Source organism: Bradyrhizobium sp. WSM4873, from assembly GCF_055811355.1.
This window is the reverse complement of record NZ_JBVVPS010000002.1, coordinates 209,072-227,273: the sequence shown is the minus strand read 5'-3', so window position 1 is coordinate 227,273 and position 18,202 is coordinate 209,072. Positions and strand designations below refer to the sequence as shown.

Sequence of the window (18,202 nt, the reverse complement as noted above, 5' to 3'; positions counted from 1 at the left end):
AAGCGCTGCAATGGTGAACGCCAGACGGACCACCGCCTTAACCCAGCTTCTCGCGTGCCAGCGCGGCACCGGCCCCAAGCGCCATCAGCTTGGCTTCGGCGATCTCGCGCCGCATCGGCGCCATGCCGCAATTGGTGGTGGCGATGATGTTGCTCTTGGGTACGAATTTCGACACCGCGTCGATCACCTGCACGACATCCTCGGCGGTCTCGACCGTGTCGCTGGCGACGTCGATCACGCCGGCCTGCACGATCTTGGACTTGAGCAGCGCGAGCAGGTCGAGCGGCACCTTCGAGTTGCGGCACTCGATCGCGACCTGCTGGATCGGGCTGGCGTCGATCGCGGGAAAGATCTGCTCGTACTGCCGCCATTGCGCGCCGAGCGTTTCCTTCCAGTCGGTGTTGGCCTTGATGCCGTAGCCGTAGCAGATATGCACGGCGGTGGCGCAGGTCAGGCCGTGCGCGGCGCGCTCCAGCGCCTTGATACCCCAGTCGTTGACCTCGTCCATGTAGACGTTGAACGCGGGCTCGTCGAATTGCACGAGATCGACGCCGTCGGCCTGGAGCGCCTTGGCTTCCTCGTTCAGGAGTTCGGCGAACGCAAAGGCCATCTTGACGCGGTCGCCATAGTAGCGATCCGCAATCGTGTCGATGATGGTCATCGGACCGGGCAGGGTGAATTTCAGCTTCTTCTTGGTGTGCGCGCGGGCGACGCGCGCCTCGTCGGCGTGGACGCGGCTCTTCAGCCGGAGCGGGGCGACGACCTGCGGCACCATCGCCTTGTAGCGGTCCTTGCGGATGCCCATCTCGACCTTGTGGGCGAAATCGATGCCCTCGATCTTCTCCAGGAAACCGTGGACGAAATGTTGCCGGGCCTGCTCGCCCTCGGTGACGATGTCGATCCCGGCATCCTCCTGGACTTTGACGGCAAGCATCGTCGCATCGCGCTTGGCGCGGACGAGCTCGTCGCCTTGCGACTTCCAGGGCGCCCAGAGCATGTTGGGTTCGGCGAGCCATTCCGGCTTCGGCAAGGAGCCGGCGATCGTGGTTGGAAACAGCATGGCGGCCCTCTCGGCGGGTTGTGATTGCGCCCCTTCCTGCCATGTCTTAACGTCGAGGTACAGAACAACAAAAGTCGCCTTGAAACCGGCGGCGCCGGACCGGAAACGCCATGATCGAATTCTTCTTCGACTGTTCCAGCCCCTGGACCTATCTCGCCTTCCACAACATCCAGCCGCTGGCCCGGGAGGTTGGCGCGGAGATCATCTGGCGGCCGATCCTGGTGGGCGGCATCTTCAATACGGCCAACCCAAGTGTCTATGCTCAGCGTGAGACACCGGTGCCGCTGAAGGCGCGCTACATGAAAAAGGACCTTGCCGACTGGTCGCGCTCGGCCGGTCTCGCGATCAAGATGCCGCCGACGGTATTTCCGGTGAACAGCGTCAAAGCGATGCGCGGCTGCATCTGGCTCGGACAGGAAACGGTGCCTTTCGCCACGGCGGTGTTCGAGGCCTATTGGGGCGAGGACAAGGACATCTCGCGGGATTCAGTGCTCGCCGAGATCTGCAGGAAGGTCGGCGTCGACGAGCAGAAATTCTTCGCCGGCATTTCCGGGCAGGGGATCAAGGACCAACTCAAGGCCAACACCGAAGAGGTCGTCGCTCGCGGCGGCTTTGGCTCGCCGACGATCTTTGTCGGCAAGACCGACATGTATTTCGGCAATGACCGCCTGCCGTTGATCCGCGAGGCGCTGCTGCGCGACAAGGCGAGCGCGGCCTGATGGTGCGGGCTGTCGTCTGCCGCGCGCTCGGCGCGCCCGAAAAATTGCAGCTCGAAGAGTTTCCGTCGCGCGAGCTGAAGCCGGGCGAAGTGCGCGTCGCGATCCGTGCCGCCGGCCTGAATTTTCCAGACATGCTGATGGCGGCCGGCGAGTACCAGCTCAAGCCGGAGCTGCCGTTCACGCCGGGAATGGAGGCGGCCGGCGACGTGACCGAGGTCAGCGCAGGGGCGAGCGGCGTCGCAGCCGGCGACAAGGTCATCGTCAAGATGCGGCACGGCGCCTTCGCCGATGAAGCACTGGTGATGCCGTCGCAGCTCACGCCGATGCCATCGACGTTCGACTATGCGGAAGCCGCGACCTATCTCGCCGGGCACGGCACCGCCTATCACGCGCTGATCGACCGCGGCCGGGTCGAGCCGGGGGAGGTGCTGCTGGTGCATGGTGCCGGTGGGGGTGTGGGCCTTGCCGCCGTGGAGATTGGCAAGATGCTGGGCGCGACCGTGATCGCGACCGCGTCCAGCGACGAAAAGCTCGCGATTGCCAAGGCGCGCGGCGCCGATCATCTCGTGCGCTACGACCGCGAGCCGTTTCGTGATGCTGTCAAGCGCATCACCGACGGTCGCGGTGCCGACGTCGTGTTCGATCCCGTCGGCGGCGAAGTGTTCGAGAATTCGATGCGTTGCATCGCCTGGGGCGCGCGGCTGCTGGTGATCGGCTTCACGGGCGGCATCGGCTCGGCGAAAACCAATCTCCTGCTGATCAAGGGTGCCAGCGTGCTCGGCGTGCGCGCCGGTGAGGCGGTACGGAAAAATCCCGCGCTCGGCGAGGTCAGGCTGAAGGCACTGCTCCAATGGGCCGAGGAGGGCAAGCTGCGGCCCCACGTCTCGCACCGCCTGCCGCTGGAGGAGGTTGCGAAGGCGATGCGGTTGCTGATCGACCGCAAGGCGATCGGGCGTGTGGCGTTGATGATGGACTAAGTGCCTACAAGGTCACTTGTACTCCCGCTCCGTCCACCACGGGAAATAGTCGGGCATATCGCTCGACACCTTGTTCTTGAACTGCGCAGGGCGCTTTTCCAGGAAAGACACCACGCCCTCTTTGACATCTTCAGAGCGGCCGCGGGCGTAGATGCCGCGGCTGTCGACCTTGTGCGCTTCCATCGGATCGTCGGCCCCCATCATGCGCCACATCATCTGGCGGATCAGTGCCACCGACACCGGCGCCGTCTTCGCCGCGAATTCCTTGGCGAGCGCGCGGGCCGTCGGCAGCAGATCATCAGGGGCTACGACCTTGCCGACGAGGCGACCGGCGAGGGCTTCCTGCGCCGGGAAGACGCGGCCCGAATAGCACCATTCCAGCGCCTGCGAGATGCCGACGATGCGCGGCAGGAACCAGCTCGAGGCGGCCTCCGGCACGATGCCGCGCTGGGAGAACACGAAGCCAAAGCGCGCGGCCTCCGACGCGATGCGGATGTCCATCGCGAGCTGCATGGTGACGCCGATGCCGACCGCGGGACCGTTGACCGCGGCAATCACCGGCTTCAGGCATTTGAAGATGCGCAACGTCACCTGGCCGCCGCCGTCGCGCACCTGGGAATCGCTGTAGTCGACCTTGCCGTCGGCGAAGCGCTTCACCGGCCCGCGACGCGCGTCGCGGTCAAAGGTGTCGGCGCCAGACGAAAGATCTGCGCCCGCGCAAAAACCGCGGCCAGCGCCTGTGACGATGATGGCGCGGACGTTGTCGTCCTTGTCGGCGGCATCGAACGCGTCGATCAGCTCTCCCTGCATCTGCGCGTTGAAGGCGTTGAGCTTGTCAGGCCGGTTCAGCGTGATGGTGAGGATCTGCTCGGCGACCTCGTATTTGATGGTCTCATACGCCATGGTGGTTTCCTTCCTTTTCTTTGTTATTGGTGTTGCTACGCAGCCTGCCGTCATGCCCGGGCTTGTCCCGGGCATCCACGTACTTGCTTCAGTGCAAGCGTATAGACGTGGATGGCCGGGACAAGCCCGGCCATGACGGAGTATGTAGATTACTTCGCCGGCGGGCTTGGCCAGGGCTTCTGCGGCCCGCGCAGGCTCTCGAACGCCTTGGCCATGCCAAGCACGCCGATATCGTCGAAGCGGCGGCCGACGATCTGCACGCCGATGGGAAAACCCTTGGCGTCGAAGCCGCCGTTGATGGAGATCGCCGGATTCTCCGACATATTCCACGGCACGGTATAGGCGATATGCTCGAACGGCTTCATGGGATCGTTGGTCGGCGAGGCCCACTCCGCCGGATAGTTCACGTTCGGCGCGGTCGGCGAGATCACATAGTCGAGCTCGCAGAACAGCTTTGATGCCGCCGCGCGGATCGCCATGGTCTGGTTGAAGCCCCTGATGACGTCGACACCGGAGAGCTTCGCGCCGGACTCGCCCCACTTGAAAATGTAGGGCAGCACCTTGGCCTGTTCGGCGGGCGTCAGCTTCGACAGGTCATTCCACATCCGTGCGCGCCAAAAGTTGTCGAGGCCGTCGAGCATCTCGCGCGTGAGGATGCCGTCGACTTCGGTGACGACGGCCCCTGCGGACTCGAATGCCTTTGCCGCCTTCACGGCGACATCGCGCACCGGTTTCTCCAGCGCCAGACCAACGCCGGGATCGAGCATCACTCCGATGCGGAGTTTGCGCGGGGATTTCTCCAGCCCCTTCCAGTTGAGGGGTTCCGCGGGCAGGCTCGTGCCGTCGCGCCGGTCGGGTTTTGCGATCGCGCTCATCATCAGCGCGCAATCGTCGACGGTGCGGGTCATGGGACCGGCGACGCGGCCGACATAGGCGGGATCGATCGGCACGCGGCCAAAGTTCGGCTTGAATCCGACGAGGCCGCACCAGCCCGCGGGCAGGCGGACCGAGCCGCCGATATCGGTCCCGAGATGCAGCGGACCATAGCCAGCCGCCGCAGCGGCGCCCGCGCCGGCACTGGAGCCGCCGGGATTCTTGGAGAGGTCCCAGGGATTACGCGCGAGCGCATGGAAAGAGGATAGCCCCGAAGACAGCATGCCGTAATCGGGCATGGTGGTCTTGGCGAAGATGATCGCACCGGCCTCGCGCAGCCGCGCGGCGGGCGGCGCGTCCTTCTCGGCCGGCACCAGCTTGACGCTGGCCGCGCCCAGCGGCACCGGCACGCCCTTGGTCGCGATGTTGTCCTTCACGGTCACCGGCACGCCGTCGAGCGCGCCGGACGGCTCGCCCCCGGACCATCGTGCGGTCGAGGCCTTCGCGGCCTCGCGCGCGCCGTCGGGATCGAATGCATAAAGCGCCTTGAGGTGCGGCTCCCAAGCTGCGACGTGCGCGAGCACGTCTTCCAGCACCTCGCTCGGCGAGAACTGCTTGGCGCGATAGCCCGCGATCAGATCGACTGCGGAGAGATCGTGCAACGAGGTGACTTCCTCTTCGACGCTCTTTTTATGCATGGGCACCCACCGGCATACGGGTCTCGATGATCCGGGCGAACATGCTGGCACCGATCGGCAGGATCTTGTCGTCGAGCACGAAGCCGGGATTGTGCACGGGCACCGAGCCGTCGTGGCCGACCCAGAAATAGGCGCCGGGAATGGTTTGCAGCATGTCGGCGAAATCCTCGCTGCCCATCTTCGGCTGGGCGCGGGTGATCACGTTGGCGGGGTCGACGATGGTGCGCGCGACCTCCTCGACCACCTTGGACTGCTCGACCTGGTTGACCAGTACGTCGAAGGTGTCGCGGATGTCGACGTCGATCACGCATTGATAGGCGCTCGCGATGCCGGCGCAGATCGTGCGAATGCGTTCGCTGATCAGGGTGCGGACTTCTTTCGAGAAAGTGCGGATGGTGCCGCAGAGATGCGCGTCACCGGGGATGACGTTGTACGCCGAACCGGCGTGAATCTGCGTGATCGAGACGACGGCGGCTTGCAGCGGCTCGACATTGCGGCTGACGATGGTCTGGATCGCCTGCGCCAGCGTGGTCGCGATGATCACAGCGTCCTTGGAGCGCTCCGGCATCGCACCGTGCGCGCCATAGCCGGTGATGCGGAGGTCGAAGAAGTCGGCGCTGGCCATCGCGGGGCCGGGCAGGATCGCGATCTCGCCGTGGTTGAGGTCGGGCGCGTTGTGCAGTCCGTAGAGTTCGTCGCACGGAAATTTCTCGAACAGCCCGTCCTTGATCATCGCGCGGGCGCCGCCGAGGCCTTCCTCGGCCGGCTGGAAGATCAGGTGTACTGTGCCGTCGAAATTCTTGGTTTCGGCGAGGTAACGCGCGGTGCCGAGCAGCATGGTGGTGTGGCCGTCATGGCCACAGCCGTGGAAGCGGCCGGGAATCTTCGAACTCCACTTCAGATTGGTGTTCTCCTCCATCGGCAGCGCGTCCATGTCGGCGCGAAGCCCGATACGCTTGCCGCTCGAACCCTTGCCCTTGATGATTCCGATCACGCCGGTGCCGCCGAGACCGCGATGCACCTCGATGCCCCAGCTCTTCAGCTTGTCCGCGACGATTCCGGAGGTGCGCACTTCCTCGAAGCCGATTTCCGGATGGGCGTGAAGGTCGCGCCTGATAGCGGTGAGTTCGTCGGCATAGCCGTCGATGCGCTCGATCGTGGGCATGTGTTCTGTCCAGTTAGCGTGAGGAGGGAGTGAAAACCGGGCCGTTCGGCTTGATGCGGATGCCCGGCCGCAGGCGTGTCCATGGCAGCGTGGCTGTGTCGGCCGGCATCGCGCCAGGGGCGGCGCAGATCATCAGCTTTTCCGCGATCGGCTCGAAATCGGCGCGGAAGTGCACCGAGCTCTTGTTGACCAAAATCTTCTGTTCGGTCGGCTCGATGCCGACATAGCGGTACATGGCCTGGTCGGCGAGCTGCGCCTTGTGCGAGGAGACGACGATTCGGACGTCGCCGATGCGAAGGCAGGCGGACGGGCCCATCTCCATCTCGCGGCCGCCATAGTAGGGACCGGGCGCGATGAAGCGGCCGTCGGAGAGTTTTTCGACGACGAAGGCCTCACGATAGGGCTCGTCGCCGGGAATGCCGGACTTGCCGCCGAGCGACAGCGTCACGGTGGCACCGGCGCCGGCTGCATGCGCGGCCTTGGCCGATTCCGGATCGTAGATCGCGCCGGTCGCGGCACTGGCCTTGTTGCGGACCAGCGCGCGCAGCATGCCGGTGGTGTCGGAATCGCCGCCGGCGCCCGGATTGTCCTGGGTATCGGCGATGATGATGGGCTTGCTGGCGCCCTTCGAGAGTTCCATCGCGTGGCGCACGCCGTCATCGGGTGACCAGATCTTGCCGTCGAAATCGTCCTCATGGCTTTCGATCAGCTTCACGATCGCATCCGCAGCGCGGTCGGCATCGGCTTGCGTCTTGCCATAGGCGAACACGCTCGGCCCGCAATCGCGGAAATCGGCGGCGGGGAAGCCGGGCGAGAAGGACAGCGTCGGAACGGCGTCGCTCTCGAGCGCGGCAAGCTTTTCGTAGATGCCCTTGGTCGGCTGGTCGTTGGTGCACTGCCAGCTGATCGGGATCAGGAACGGCAATTGCCGGAAGGATTTTGCAAAACGCTGCCTGGTGTTCAGGAGGAGCGCGAGATGTTTGGCCGAGGCGCGGCCGGTCTCGGCCATGTCGACATGGGGATAGGTGCGGTAGGCGATCAGCGCGTCCGCGTGCTCCATCATCTCGGGGGTGACGTTGGCGTGGAGGTCGAGGCTGGTGACCAGCGGAATGTCCTTGCCGATGACGCGGCGCACGCGCGCGAGAATCTCGCCTTCGCCGTCGTCGAGATGTTCCGTGACCATCGCGCCGTGCAGATCGAGAAAGACGGCGTCGATCGGGCCGGCGGCAGCGATGCCATCGACCATGACCTTCACGATGCGCTCGAAGGCGTCCTTGGTGACATGCGCCGAAGGGCTCGCGCCGCAGGCAATCGTTGGAATGAGTTCCCAGCCGTTAGCCTCGGCGCTGTCGACGAAACCGGCGAGGCCGACATTGATGCGGCGCATCACCTCCAGCACATCGGGACCTTGCGTCATCGCCGGCCAGCCGCCGCCGTGCTGGAAATCCGCGAAAGTCGCCTTCGTCGGAGCGAAGGTGTTGGTCTCGTGCAGGAAGCCGCCGACGGCGATACGTGTCATCAACTCAAGTCCAGCAATTGAAAGTGCGCGACGTTAGCCCTGTGCTTGCGGCGAGAGCAAGCCGGGAAGCAATCGCGGCGCGCATGGCGTCAGATCGTTTTGGGAATGCTGCTCCGCCGTCATTCCGGGGCGCGCCACTTCGGCGCGAGCCCGGAATCCATCGTGGACGGAGTCTGCTGCCCGATGGATTCCGGGCTCATCGCTTCGCGACGCCCGGAATGACGAGGCGAGAGACTAGGCGCTAGCCGCCACGCCCTCGGCCACTGGCCGGAAGTTCGCAAAATCCCAGCCGCGGCCTGGCGCGGCCTCGAGCAAGGCTCTGGTGTACGCCTCCTTCGGATGCGTCAGCACTTCGGCGGCCGGGCCCTGCTCGACAACGCGGCCGTGCTGCATCACCACGACCTCGTCGCAGATCTGTGCTGCGACGCGCAGATCGTGAGTGATGAACAGGATGGCGATGCCGAGCCGCTTCTGGATCTCGTCGAATAGGTCCAGCACCTGCGCCTGCACGGAGACGTCGAGGGCGGAGACCGCCTCGTCCGCGACCAGCACGTCGGGATCGAGCGCGAGCGCGCGGGCGATCGCAATGCGCTGACGCTGGCCGCCGGAAAACTGGTGCGGATAGCGTGCGGCCGCATCGGCGGGCAGGCCGACCAGCTCCAGCAATTCGCGGGCACGCTTCATTGCGTCGGCATGCGACACGCCGTAATTGATCGGGCCTTCCGCAATGCTTTCGCCGACGGTGACGCGCGGGTTGAGCGAGCGGTAGGGGTCCTGGAACACGATCTGGATCTTCTTGCGATGCGGCTGCAACAGCCGCCGCGAGATGTCCGAGATCTCGCGGCCGGAGAGGCGCACGCCGCCGGAGGTCGGGTCGATCAGGCGGACGATGCAGCGCGCCACGGTCGATTTGCCTGAGCCGCTCTCGCCGACGATGCCGAGCGTGCGACCCTTGCGTAGCGTCAGCGTGACCCTGTCGGCAGCGACGACTTCGCGGCCTTTACCGAAGAACGCGCGCTCGCGGTAGACCTTGCCGAGCTCGTTGGCCTCCAGCACCACCGGTTCCTTGGTCTCAGGCCGTGCCGCGCGCGGCACCAGGCTCGGCACTGCAGAGAGCAGGTTGCGGGTGTATTCCATGGTCGGATTGCGCAGGATGGAATCCAGCGTTCCGGTCTCGACCAGTCGGCCCTGCCGCATCACCGCGACGCGGTCGGCGATCTCGGCGACCACGCCCATGTCGTGGGTGATGAACAGCACGGCGGTTCCGTGATCGCGCTGGAGGTCGCGGATCAGGGTCAAGATCTGCTTCTGCGTGGTGACGTCGAGCGCGGTGGTCGGTTCGTCCGCGATGAGCAGCTTCGGTTCGAGCACGAGTGCCATCGCAATCATGATGCGCTGGCGCTGACCGCCGGAGAGTCGGTGAGGATAGGAGGCAAAGATACGCTCGACCTGGGGCAGGCGCACCTGCTCCATCATGTCGAGGATGCGCTTCTTGCGCGCCTTCGCGTCGAGTTTGGTGTGCGCGCGCAGGACTTCGTCGATCTGGCGGCCGACCGGCATCACCGGATTGAGTGCCGTCATCGGCTCCTGGAAGATCATCGCCATCCGCGTCGCGCGGAGCTGCCGCAGGCGGCGGTCGGTCGCGGTGAGAATCTCCTCGCCGACCAGCTTGACGCTGCCGCCGGTGGGAATCAGCGTGCCCTTCGGCAGCAGACCCATCGTGGTCAGCGAGGTCACCGACTTGCCCGAGCCGCTTTCGCCGACGAGGCACAGCGTCTCGCGCTCGTGCACCTGGATCGAGATGCCGTCGAGGATGTTTGCGGCATTCGGCTTCTTGCCGACGGAGACGACGAGATTGTTGATGTCGAGAATGGGGCTGGTCATCACTTGATCGGTCATCATTTGCCTTCCCGCTGCTTCATGCGCGGATCGAGTGCGTCGCGGGCGGCATCGCCGATCAAATTGATGCTGAGGATCGCGATCGAGAGCAGCAGGCCCGGCCAGAAGATCAGCGTCGGCTTGAGCTGGAAGTACTGACGGCCCTCGGCCATGATGTTGCCCCAGGTCGGCGTTTCCGGCGAGATGCCGGCGCCGAGGAAGGAGAGGATGGCCTCGGTGAGGATCGCGGACGCGCAGACGTAGCTGCCCTGCACGATCAGAGGTGCGATCGTGTTCGGCATCAAATGCCGCCACATGATCTTCGGCAGGGATGTGCCGACGGAGATCGCCGCTTCGACATAGGGCTCTTCGCGCGCCGAGAGCACGACCGAGCGCACCAGGCGTGCCACGCGCGGAACTTCGGGGATCGTGATCGCGATCAAGACGGTCCAAAGGCTGGCGCCGGACAGCGACACCACGGCGATTGCCAGCAGGATGCTCGGCATTGCCATCAGGCCGTCCATGATCCGCATCATGACCGAATCGACCAGCTTGAAGAAGCCGGAGACGAGGCCGATCGCCAACCCAATGACGATCGACATGATCGCCGAACCGATGCCGATCAGAAGCGAAATGCGTCCGCCATACATGACGCGCGACAGCAGGTCGCGGCCATAGGCGTCGGTGCCGAGCAGGAATTGCGCCGAAGAGGGCTTCAGCCGCTGCGAGGGCGCAAGCTGGATCGGATCATACGGCGCGATCAACGGCGCCAGGATCGAGATCAGCACAACCAACGCCAGGCAGATGGTCGCTGCGGCGATAATCGGCGTCGAGGTCAGGAATCCGAAGCGCGGCCGCAGCGGCGACGTGATCGGGATGGACGACTGGGGAAGGGTATCGACCGACATTTTTCGTTGTTATCCTTAGCCCTAGTACCGGATCCGGGGATCGAGCAGCGTGTAGGCGACGTCGATCAGGAGATTGACGACGACATAGATCAACGACGTCAGCAAGATCATCGCCTGGATCACCGGATAGTCGCGCGCCAGCACCGCATCCACCGTGAGGCGGCCGATGCCGGGAATGTTGAACACGCTCTCGGTGACGACGACCCCGGAGATCAAAAGCGCAAAGCCGGTACCGATCACCGTGATCACGGGCACGGCGGCGTTGCGCAGCGCATGGCGCATCATCACGGCGACTTCGTTGATGCCTTTTGCGCGCGCGGTGCGGACGTAATCCTCGCCGAGCACGTCGAGCATCGCCGCGCGCGTCATGCGCGCGATCAACGCGATGTAGATGAAGGACAGCGCACAGGTCGGCAGGATGATGCGTTCGAAGAACGGCCCGAAACCGTTCGAGATGCTGCGGAAGCCCTGCACCGGCACCCACCGCAGGTCGATCGCGAAGACCTCGATCAGGATGTAGCCGACCACGAACACCGGCACCGAGAAGCCGAGCACAGACAGGCCCATCACGAAGCGGTCGATCCAGGTGCCGTGCTTCCAGGCCGCGATCACACCCAGGGGAACGGCGACGATGACGGCGAGGATGATGGTCGACAGCGCAATCGAGATCGACGGCTCGACCCGCTGGCCGATCATCTTCATCACCGGAAGGTTAGAGATGAGTGAAGTTCCGAGATCGCCATGCAGCAGCTTGTTCAGCCAGGTGATGAACTGCACGATCAGCGGCTCGTTGAGGCCGAGCGAGGTGCGGATGCGCTCGAGCCGCTCCGGCGTGGCGTTGTCGCCGGCAAGAATCGCGGCGGGATCGCCCGGGGTGAGGCGGAGCAGGAGGAAGACGAATAGCGCCACCACGCCCATCACGGGCACGGCGGCGAGAATTCGGCGAAGGAGATATCCGAGCAAGTTGGATCCCGTCAGATTAGAGTCAGATCAGAGACAGCGGCTGAAGGCTGCGTTCTGCCACCAGCCTAACATTTCAGCAATTCCCATGCCATCCGGGCCACGGTTTTTGCAGTGCGGTCAACTTGTTTTGGTGACCTGGCCCGGTTTTGGTGACCTGGCTTGCGCCATTACTCGAGAGTCGCGAGCAGCCCCGCCATCAGCCGGCCGCGTTCGACGAGACTTTCGACCTCGATATACTCTTCGAGCGTGTGGCCGTTGCCGCCACGCACGCCCAGGCCGTCGAGAGTCGGAATGCCCATTGCGCCGGTGAAATTGCCGTCGGAGCCGCCGCCGGCGCTCGCATGCGGCAGTTCTGCGCCAAGCGACTTGGCGATCACGCGCGCCTTTTCGTAAAGCGCCATCGTACCGGCATCGGGCTCCCAGACCGGACGTGTCACGCCGCGCGTCACGTTGAAGGTGACATCATTGGTTGTACCGGAGAGCGCCAGCATCCTCTCGACGCCGCGATCGAGGTCGGCCTGGCGCTTGGCCATCGAAAGCGCTTCGCCGGTGGTGGTCGTGGCAACGCAATTGACCCATTGACCCCCATGCACGACGCCGACCGAAAACGTGCAGTCCTCGCCCGTCATCGCGTCAATGGCGAGGATTTGCCGCGCCATCTCGCGGATAGCAGAGCGGCCCGCCGACAAGGTCGCGCCGGCGTGGCTGGGCCGGCCGGTCGCCTCGAGATTGAATCGCGCGATGGCGTAACGTCCGGTGGTGACGCCGTTGTCAGCGCGGCCGGGCTCCGGCACCAGCACGTATTTGTTGCGCGCGGCCTCCGCCTCGATGATATCGCGCGTGGAGGGTGTGCCGACTTCCTCGTCGGGCGTGAACAGCACGGTGATCGGCAGTGGCGTCGTGAACGAGGCGCGGGCAAGTTGCCGGATCGCTTCCAGCGAAAGATAATTGCCGCCCTTCATGTCGTAGATGCCGGGTCCGTAGCACTTGCTGCCCTCGCGGCGCCATTTCAGCTTCTCGATGGTGCCCGTGGGGTGGACGGTATCCATGTGTCCGGCAATCAGGATGCCGGGCTCGCCTTGCTTCGGATGCGGAAAGCGGGCGCGGATCACGCCGCCAAAGCCCTGGCGACCGGCGATGCGCTCGATCGTCGCACCCATGATCGCCATCTCCCGCGCCGCGATATCGAGCATGCGATTCACGGCATTCGCGTCCCAGGTCGGGCTTTCGCATTCCACCCAGTCGCGCAGACCCTGGAGCATCGCTTCGGAATCGAAGGGAAGATTGGCTGGATTCATCTCAATGTCTCTCCAATGTCTCTTGGGCTTCGGAACATGGAACGCGCATTGCATCGGCGCGGGGCAGGACGGGCGGAGAGCGTTGTAGAGCCAAACCGATCCTTGTGGAGCCCGTGCGCGCGCCGCTTGGGCTTGCAGCGAAACCGGATTGACGCGCTCGGCACTGTCTGCAAGTCTCGAAAAGATAAAGGCATTGCATGAGGTTAGTTCGCCTAAAGAACGAACCGGATGCTCAATCGATAACCTGCCTTTGAACAGTTTCACGTCAGGAGAACTTTTTATGTTTAAGTTGATGCGCCGGGGGCCTCGCGCGTTCGCCTCCAAACTTGCGCTGTCGGTCGTCGCGCTTTCGACCGCACTGGCCTCGCCGGTGCTTGCGGCCGGCAAGACCATCACGGCGGTGATGCATTCGGATCTGCGCATCATCGATCCGATCTTCACCACGGCCTACATCACGCGTGACCATGGCTACATGATCTACGACACGCTCGTGGCGCCCGATTCGAACTTCAAGATCCAGCCGCAGATGGCGGACTGGAAGATCTCCGACGACAAGCTCACCTACACGTTCACGCTGCGCGACGGCCTGAAGTGGCATGACGGTGCGCCGGTGACGGCGGAGGACTGCGTTGCCTCGCTCAAGCGCTGGGGCGCAGTCGACGGCATGGGCCAGAAACTGTTCGACTTCACCGCGAGCATCGAGGCGACCGATGCCAAGACCATCACGCTGAAACTGAAGGAGCCCTACGGCCTCGTGCTCGACTCGATCGGCAAGCCGTCCTCCCGCGTTGCCTTCATGATGCCGAAGCGCCTCGCCGAGACGCCGCCGGACAAGCAGATCCCCGAGCAGATCGGTTCGGGTCCTTTCAAGTTCGTGCAGTCGGAATTCCAGCCAGGCGTGAAGGCGGTCTACGTCAAGAACACCGACTACGTGCCGCGCAAGGAGCCGTCGAGCTGGACCTCCGGCGGCAAGGTGGTGAAGGTCGACCGCGTCGAGTGGATCACCATGCCGGACTCGCAGACCGCGGTGAACGCGTTGCAGTCGGGCGACATCGACTTCGTGGAAAATCTGCCTTACGACATGCTTCCGTTGCTGGAGGCGAACAAGGAGATCACGATCGAGGTCTCGAACAAGTTCGGTTTCCAGACTCTCGGCCGGATGAACTTCCTCTATCCGCCGTTCGATAACGTCAAAGTGCGCCGTGCTGCCTTGCTGGCGATCAACCAGAAGGATGTTCTCGACGCACTCGTCGGCAACGCCAAATATCAGAAGATCTGTGGCGCTTTCTTCGTGTGCGATACGCCGTTCGCGACCGAAGTCGGCGGGGAGACGCTGGTGAAGGGCAACGGCATGGCCGAAGCCAAGAAGGCGCTCGCCGAATCCGGCTATGACGGCACCCCGATCGTGATCATGGCCCCCGGCGATGTCACGACGCTGAAGGCGCAGCCGATCGTTGCGGCTCAGTTGCTGCGCGAGGCCGGCTTCAAGGTCGACCTGCAAGCGACCGATTGGCAGACGGTGGTGAGCCGCCGCGCCAGCCAGAAGCCTCCGAAGGAGGGCGGCTGGAACATGTTCTTCACCAACTGGGTCGCGGCCGACGTCTCCAACCCGATCGCCAATCTCTCGATCGGCGGCCAGGGCAAGAAGGGCTGGTTTGGTTGGGCCGAGAACGCCAAGATCGAAAAGCTCAAGGATGACTTCGTTCGCGCCGCCTCGCTCGACGATCAGAAGAAGATCGCCGCTGAGATCCAGAAGGAAGCCTATGAGCAGGTGATCTACATCCCGCTGGGACAGTATCTCCTGCCGAGCGGCTGGCGTAAATCGCTGACCGGCGTGCTCGACGGTCCCGCGACCCCGTTGTTCTGGAACGTCGACAAGTCGGAGTAGGGCGAACTCTTCCTTTCCTCCGGCTCACCATGCGGCGCCGCTGTCATCAGCGGCGCCGTTGTCGTTTGTCGATCTTAGTCGTTTGTCGACCTTGCGCCGGCTGAGAAGGCGGACGTTTTCAATCTTTTCCAGTTTCCAATCATTGCTATTTGTTTCCGTACTGAACTAGATGTGCCGTTCTTGCGCATCACCTTCCTTCCTCCATTTGATTCCAGTGCCGATCGATTTTGCATTCCAGGCGATGGCCGAACGGTCCGATCGCGCGCCGGCGCGATGGCGCCGGCCATTCCTGCGTTGGCTCGATGGCGTCGAGACGGGCTGGGCCGCGCCGCTTCTCATCGCCTGCTTCGTCGCGATCTGGACACTCTATCTGGCGGTCGCCTATGCCGGCGGCGGTCTGCACCCCGATACGCTGGAAGCCTGGACGCTGGGGCGGCATTTCGCCTGGGGCTATCACAAGCATCCGCCATTGACCGGCTGGGTTGCCGCGAGCTGGAGCGCCATCTTTCCGCTCAGCGAGTGGTCGCTGCAATTGATGGCGATGGCCAATGCCGGGCTTGCGCTGGTCTTCGTCGACCGGATCGCGCGGCAATTCGTGACGGGGCACAAGCGGGTGCTGTTGCTGTTGCTCCTGATGCTGACACCGGCCTATCAGTTTCATGCCCAGCGCTTCAACGCCAATGCGGTGCTGCTGGCCGTCTGGCCGCTGGCGACCTGGTGCTTCTTGCGCGCATTCGAGACCCGAGCGGCGTCGTGGGCGATCGCCGTGGGATGCACGACGGCGCTGGCCATGGTCGGCAAATATTATTCGATCTTCCTCGTCGCGAGCTTCACGCTTGCCGCGCTGGCACATCCGGCGCGACGCGCCTATTTCACTTCTGCTTCGCCCTGGATCTCGGTGGTCGTCGGGCTTGCAGCGCTGTCACCGCATGTTCATTGGCTCGCGACGACGGGGGCACCGACCTTCACCTACGCGCTGAACCATGCCAACGGCACTGCGGTGAGCTCGCTCGGTGAGGCCAGGAACTTCCTGCTGGGGCTGTTGGCCGCCATCAGCGTGTCAGCCGTCGCCTGGGTGTTGATCGCCGGCAGGCGGCTGAAGCAGTTTCCGGACGATTTCGCGGCGATGCATCCGGGCCTGCGGCTTCTCTTTTACGTTGCCGTCGGCACGATTGCGCAGCCGGTCCTGATCTCGCTCGTGATGGGCACCGATCTGCCGTCGCTGTGGGCTTTGCAAGGGTTGTTTCTGTTCGCCATTCTCGTGGTCTGCGGCACAAATTATCCAATCGAGCGCTTTTACACCGTCAACCTCACCGTGGTCGTGGCCAGCGTCGCGCTTACGGCCGTCCTCGTCGCCGCGCCGATCCACGCGGTTTATCGCAACGATCACGGTTACGAGGAGGGGCGCAATTTCTACGCGCAGGCGGCGAGCCGATTGACACGCGAGTGGCGCGAACTGACGGACGAGCCGCTCGCCGGCGTCAGCGGCGACGATTCGCTGGCGTTCGCGACAGCGTTCTACAGCCCGGACCATCCGCACTACGTGCGGCCGTTCGAGGATCAATATCCCGGGGGTTTGCCGCGCAAGGTGACGCTGGACCGCGGCTGGGCCGCGCTCTGTTTCCGCGATCAGGATGATTGCAGCCGGTGGATGGACTGGGTGGCCGGGCGTGCCGGGCACTTCATGAGGCGGGAATTGATTGTACAGGCGCAGCTATGGGGCCGGCCCGGTCTCACACGGGAAGTGGTTGTGCTGATGGTGCCGCCCCGTGGAAGTGGTGCGGCACCCGAAGGCATTGCGGACGATTTCAGCGCCAGCAGGCGCGCAACGCAATAGGCGTCTTCGTCAGCAGTGGCTGTCGCGGACCCGCTCGAGCCCTTCACTCGCGAATGGCACGGTGACGGCGGTCTTTTCGGCGCCCGACGGCGTGCGTTCCGTCTTCGCCCGCTCCGCGGCGTCGTTGTCTTTACGGGTTTTCGGTTCCATTGAAGCGCCTTTTCAAATTGTTGCAGTACAACATCGAGAGCGCCGCGAAGTTCCTCACCCGATGGCGCGATGATGCGGCTTGAACAACCGTCCTCTCTCCACCACCAGCACGATCCCGAGCGCGGCGAGTGACGACACGAAGAACCCGACCGAGAACGGCAGCAACGTGCCGTCGAAGCTTTGCCCGATCGCCATGCCGACGGCGATGCCGATCAGCGTGGTGATCGAGCCGTAGAGCGAGGACGCCGTGCCGGCGATGTGGCCCTGCGGCTCCATCGCGAGTGCGGTGAAGTTGGCAACCATCATGCCGAACGAGAACATCATCAGCGCCGAAAGCACCATGAACAGGGGAAGCGGTAACGCGCCGAGGCTTTCCGTCAGCAGCATCACACCCGCCACCGCGGTGTAGAGCGTCAGCGCGCCGTGCGAGATCACGCGCATGCCGAGGGTCCCGACGAATCTCGCGTTGAGGAAGCCGGCAATCGCGGTGCCGGCCGCGATCGCGGCGAAGGCGAGCGGAAAATAATGGCCAAGATGATAGATGCCGACAAAAACTTGCTGGGCCGAAAATACGTAGGCGAACAGCGCACCCATGACGCTGCCAGCTGCGAGCGCGTAGCCGAGAGTTTGGCGATGGGTCACGGTCTGCCAGTAGGCCGTGAGCACGTCGGCCGGCGCGAGCGACCTGCGTTCGCTCTCAGGCAGGGTCTCCGGAAGCCGCAGCACCGACCATGCAAGCGCGAGCAGACCGTAGAGCATCAGCACGACGAAGATGCCGCGCCACGCCGTCACCAGCAGCACCGCCTGTCCGAACGAGGGGGCGATTACGGGGACCGCGATGAAGATCATCATCGCGAGCGACATCACGCTCGCCATGCGGCGGCCGACGTAACAGTCGCGCACGATCGAGGTCGCGATCACCCGCGTCGCCGAGGTGCCGAAGCCCTGCAATGCGCGCGCCAGCAGCAGCGTCTCGAACGACGGCGCGGCAATCGCCAGCACGCTTGCCACCGCATAGACCGCCATCCCGCCGAGCAGCACCGGGCGGCGGCCGAAGCGGTCCGACAGCGGGCCCATGACGAACTGCCCCGCGCCAAAGCCGATCAGGAAGGTCGACAGCACCAGCTGAAGATGGTTAGCGACGGGGATATTGAAGGCCGACCCGATGTTGGGCAGCGCCGGGAGCATCATGTCCATCGCAAGCGGATTGAGCGCCATGATCGACGCGATCACGATGATGAATTCGGGAAAACCCATGGGGCGGTGTCCCGAGGACACCCAATCGTCGGCATTGACGTCGGACAAGTAGCTCACCTCTGATTTGAGGTCCTTGTCTAACCCCGATGCTGCGTTGCACAAGCGATGA

15 protein-coding genes are annotated in these 18,202 nt (G+C 64.1%); 4 read left to right on the top strand and 11 right to left on the bottom strand.

The window, feature by feature from the left end:
• Positions 1-37: 37 nt before the first annotated feature.
• Positions 38-1,060 (bottom strand): methionine synthase, encoded by a 1,023-nt coding sequence (locus AC0L21_RS05140; protein ID WP_473258882.1) that lies wholly within the window; start codon positions 1,058-1,060, stop codon positions 38-40.
• A 110-nt stretch (positions 1,061-1,170) separates the two neighbouring features.
• On the opposite strand from AC0L21_RS05140, the gene AC0L21_RS05135 reads away from it, so the two are divergent.
• Positions 1,171-1,779 (top strand): DsbA family protein, encoded by a 609-nt coding sequence (locus AC0L21_RS05135; protein WP_473258880.1) that lies wholly within the window; start codon positions 1,171-1,173, stop codon positions 1,777-1,779.
• Positions 1,779-2,756, top strand: a complete 978-nt coding sequence (locus tag AC0L21_RS05130) for an NADPH:quinone oxidoreductase family protein (RefSeq protein ID WP_473258878.1) — start codon at positions 1,779-1,781, stop codon at positions 2,754-2,756. Before AC0L21_RS05135 ends, AC0L21_RS05130 begins: the two co-directional genes overlap by 1 nt.
• Positions 2,757-2,768: 12 nt before the next feature.
• Here the strand turns inward: AC0L21_RS05130 and AC0L21_RS05125 are convergent, their stop codons facing one another.
• The 8 genes from AC0L21_RS05125 to AC0L21_RS05090 all read right to left on the bottom strand — a co-directional run bounded on the left by AC0L21_RS05125 (position 2,769) and on the right by AC0L21_RS05090 (position 12,961).
• A complete protein-coding gene (locus tag AC0L21_RS05125) occupies positions 2,769-3,659 on the bottom strand; it encodes a crotonase/enoyl-CoA hydratase family protein (protein WP_473258875.1) in 891 nt (296 codons plus the stop codon).
• A 149-nt stretch (positions 3,660-3,808) separates the two neighbouring features.
• Positions 3,809-5,230 (bottom strand): amidase, encoded by a 1,422-nt coding sequence (locus AC0L21_RS05120; protein WP_473258873.1) that lies wholly within the window; start codon positions 5,228-5,230, stop codon positions 3,809-3,811.
• Positions 5,223-6,395, bottom strand: a complete 1,173-nt coding sequence (locus tag AC0L21_RS05115) for a M20 aminoacylase family protein (protein WP_473258871.1) — start codon at positions 6,393-6,395, stop codon at positions 5,223-5,225. Before AC0L21_RS05115 ends, AC0L21_RS05120 begins: the two co-directional genes overlap by 8 nt.
• Positions 6,396-6,408: 13 nt before the next feature.
• A complete protein-coding gene (locus AC0L21_RS05110) occupies positions 6,409-7,914 on the bottom strand; it encodes a M81 family metallopeptidase (protein ID WP_473258869.1) in 1,506 nt (501 codons plus the stop codon).
• Between the two features lie 234 nt (positions 7,915-8,148).
• The gene (locus tag AC0L21_RS05105; RefSeq protein ID WP_473259434.1) at positions 8,149-9,798 is read right to left on the bottom strand and encodes an ABC transporter ATP-binding protein; all 1,650 of its coding nucleotides are present in this window, start codon (positions 9,796-9,798) and stop codon (positions 8,149-8,151) included.
• A gap of 14 nt (positions 9,799-9,812) precedes the next feature.
• Positions 9,813-10,700 (bottom strand): ABC transporter permease, encoded by an 888-nt coding sequence (locus AC0L21_RS05100; RefSeq protein ID WP_007611875.1) that lies wholly within the window; start codon positions 10,698-10,700, stop codon positions 9,813-9,815.
• A 21-nt stretch (positions 10,701-10,721) separates the two neighbouring features.
• Positions 10,722-11,663: an ABC transporter permease gene (locus tag AC0L21_RS05095; RefSeq protein ID WP_007602533.1), complete on the bottom strand. Its 942-nt coding sequence runs from the start codon at positions 11,661-11,663 to the stop codon at positions 10,722-10,724.
• 167 nt (positions 11,664-11,830) lie between these two features.
• Complete coding sequence (locus tag AC0L21_RS05090; protein ID WP_473258866.1) at positions 11,831-12,961, bottom strand: M20/M25/M40 family metallo-hydrolase; 1,131 nt, start codon at positions 12,959-12,961, stop codon at positions 11,831-11,833.
• 280 nt (positions 12,962-13,241) lie between these two features.
• Here AC0L21_RS05090 and AC0L21_RS05085 point away from each other — a divergent pair, with 280 nt between their 5' ends.
• The gene (locus tag AC0L21_RS05085) at positions 13,242-14,849 is read left to right on the top strand and encodes an ABC transporter substrate-binding protein (RefSeq protein ID WP_473258864.1); all 1,608 of its coding nucleotides are present in this window, start codon (positions 13,242-13,244) and stop codon (positions 14,847-14,849) included.
• A 241-nt stretch (positions 14,850-15,090) separates the two neighbouring features.
• A complete protein-coding gene (locus AC0L21_RS05080) occupies positions 15,091-16,686 on the top strand; it encodes a glycosyltransferase family 39 protein (protein WP_473258861.1) in 1,596 nt (531 codons plus the stop codon).
• Between the two features lie 9 nt (positions 16,687-16,695).
• Here the strand turns inward: AC0L21_RS05080 and AC0L21_RS05075 are convergent, their stop codons facing one another.
• Entirely contained in the window at positions 16,696-16,836 is a 141-nt protein-coding gene (locus AC0L21_RS05075) for a hypothetical protein (RefSeq protein WP_473258852.1), read from the bottom strand.
• Positions 16,837-16,890: 54 nt separating this feature from the next.
• Positions 16,891-18,141, bottom strand: coding sequence for a multidrug effflux MFS transporter (locus AC0L21_RS05070; RefSeq protein WP_473258840.1), 1,251 nt, complete (start codon positions 18,139-18,141; stop codon positions 16,891-16,893).
• Positions 18,142-18,202 lie beyond the last annotated feature (61 nt).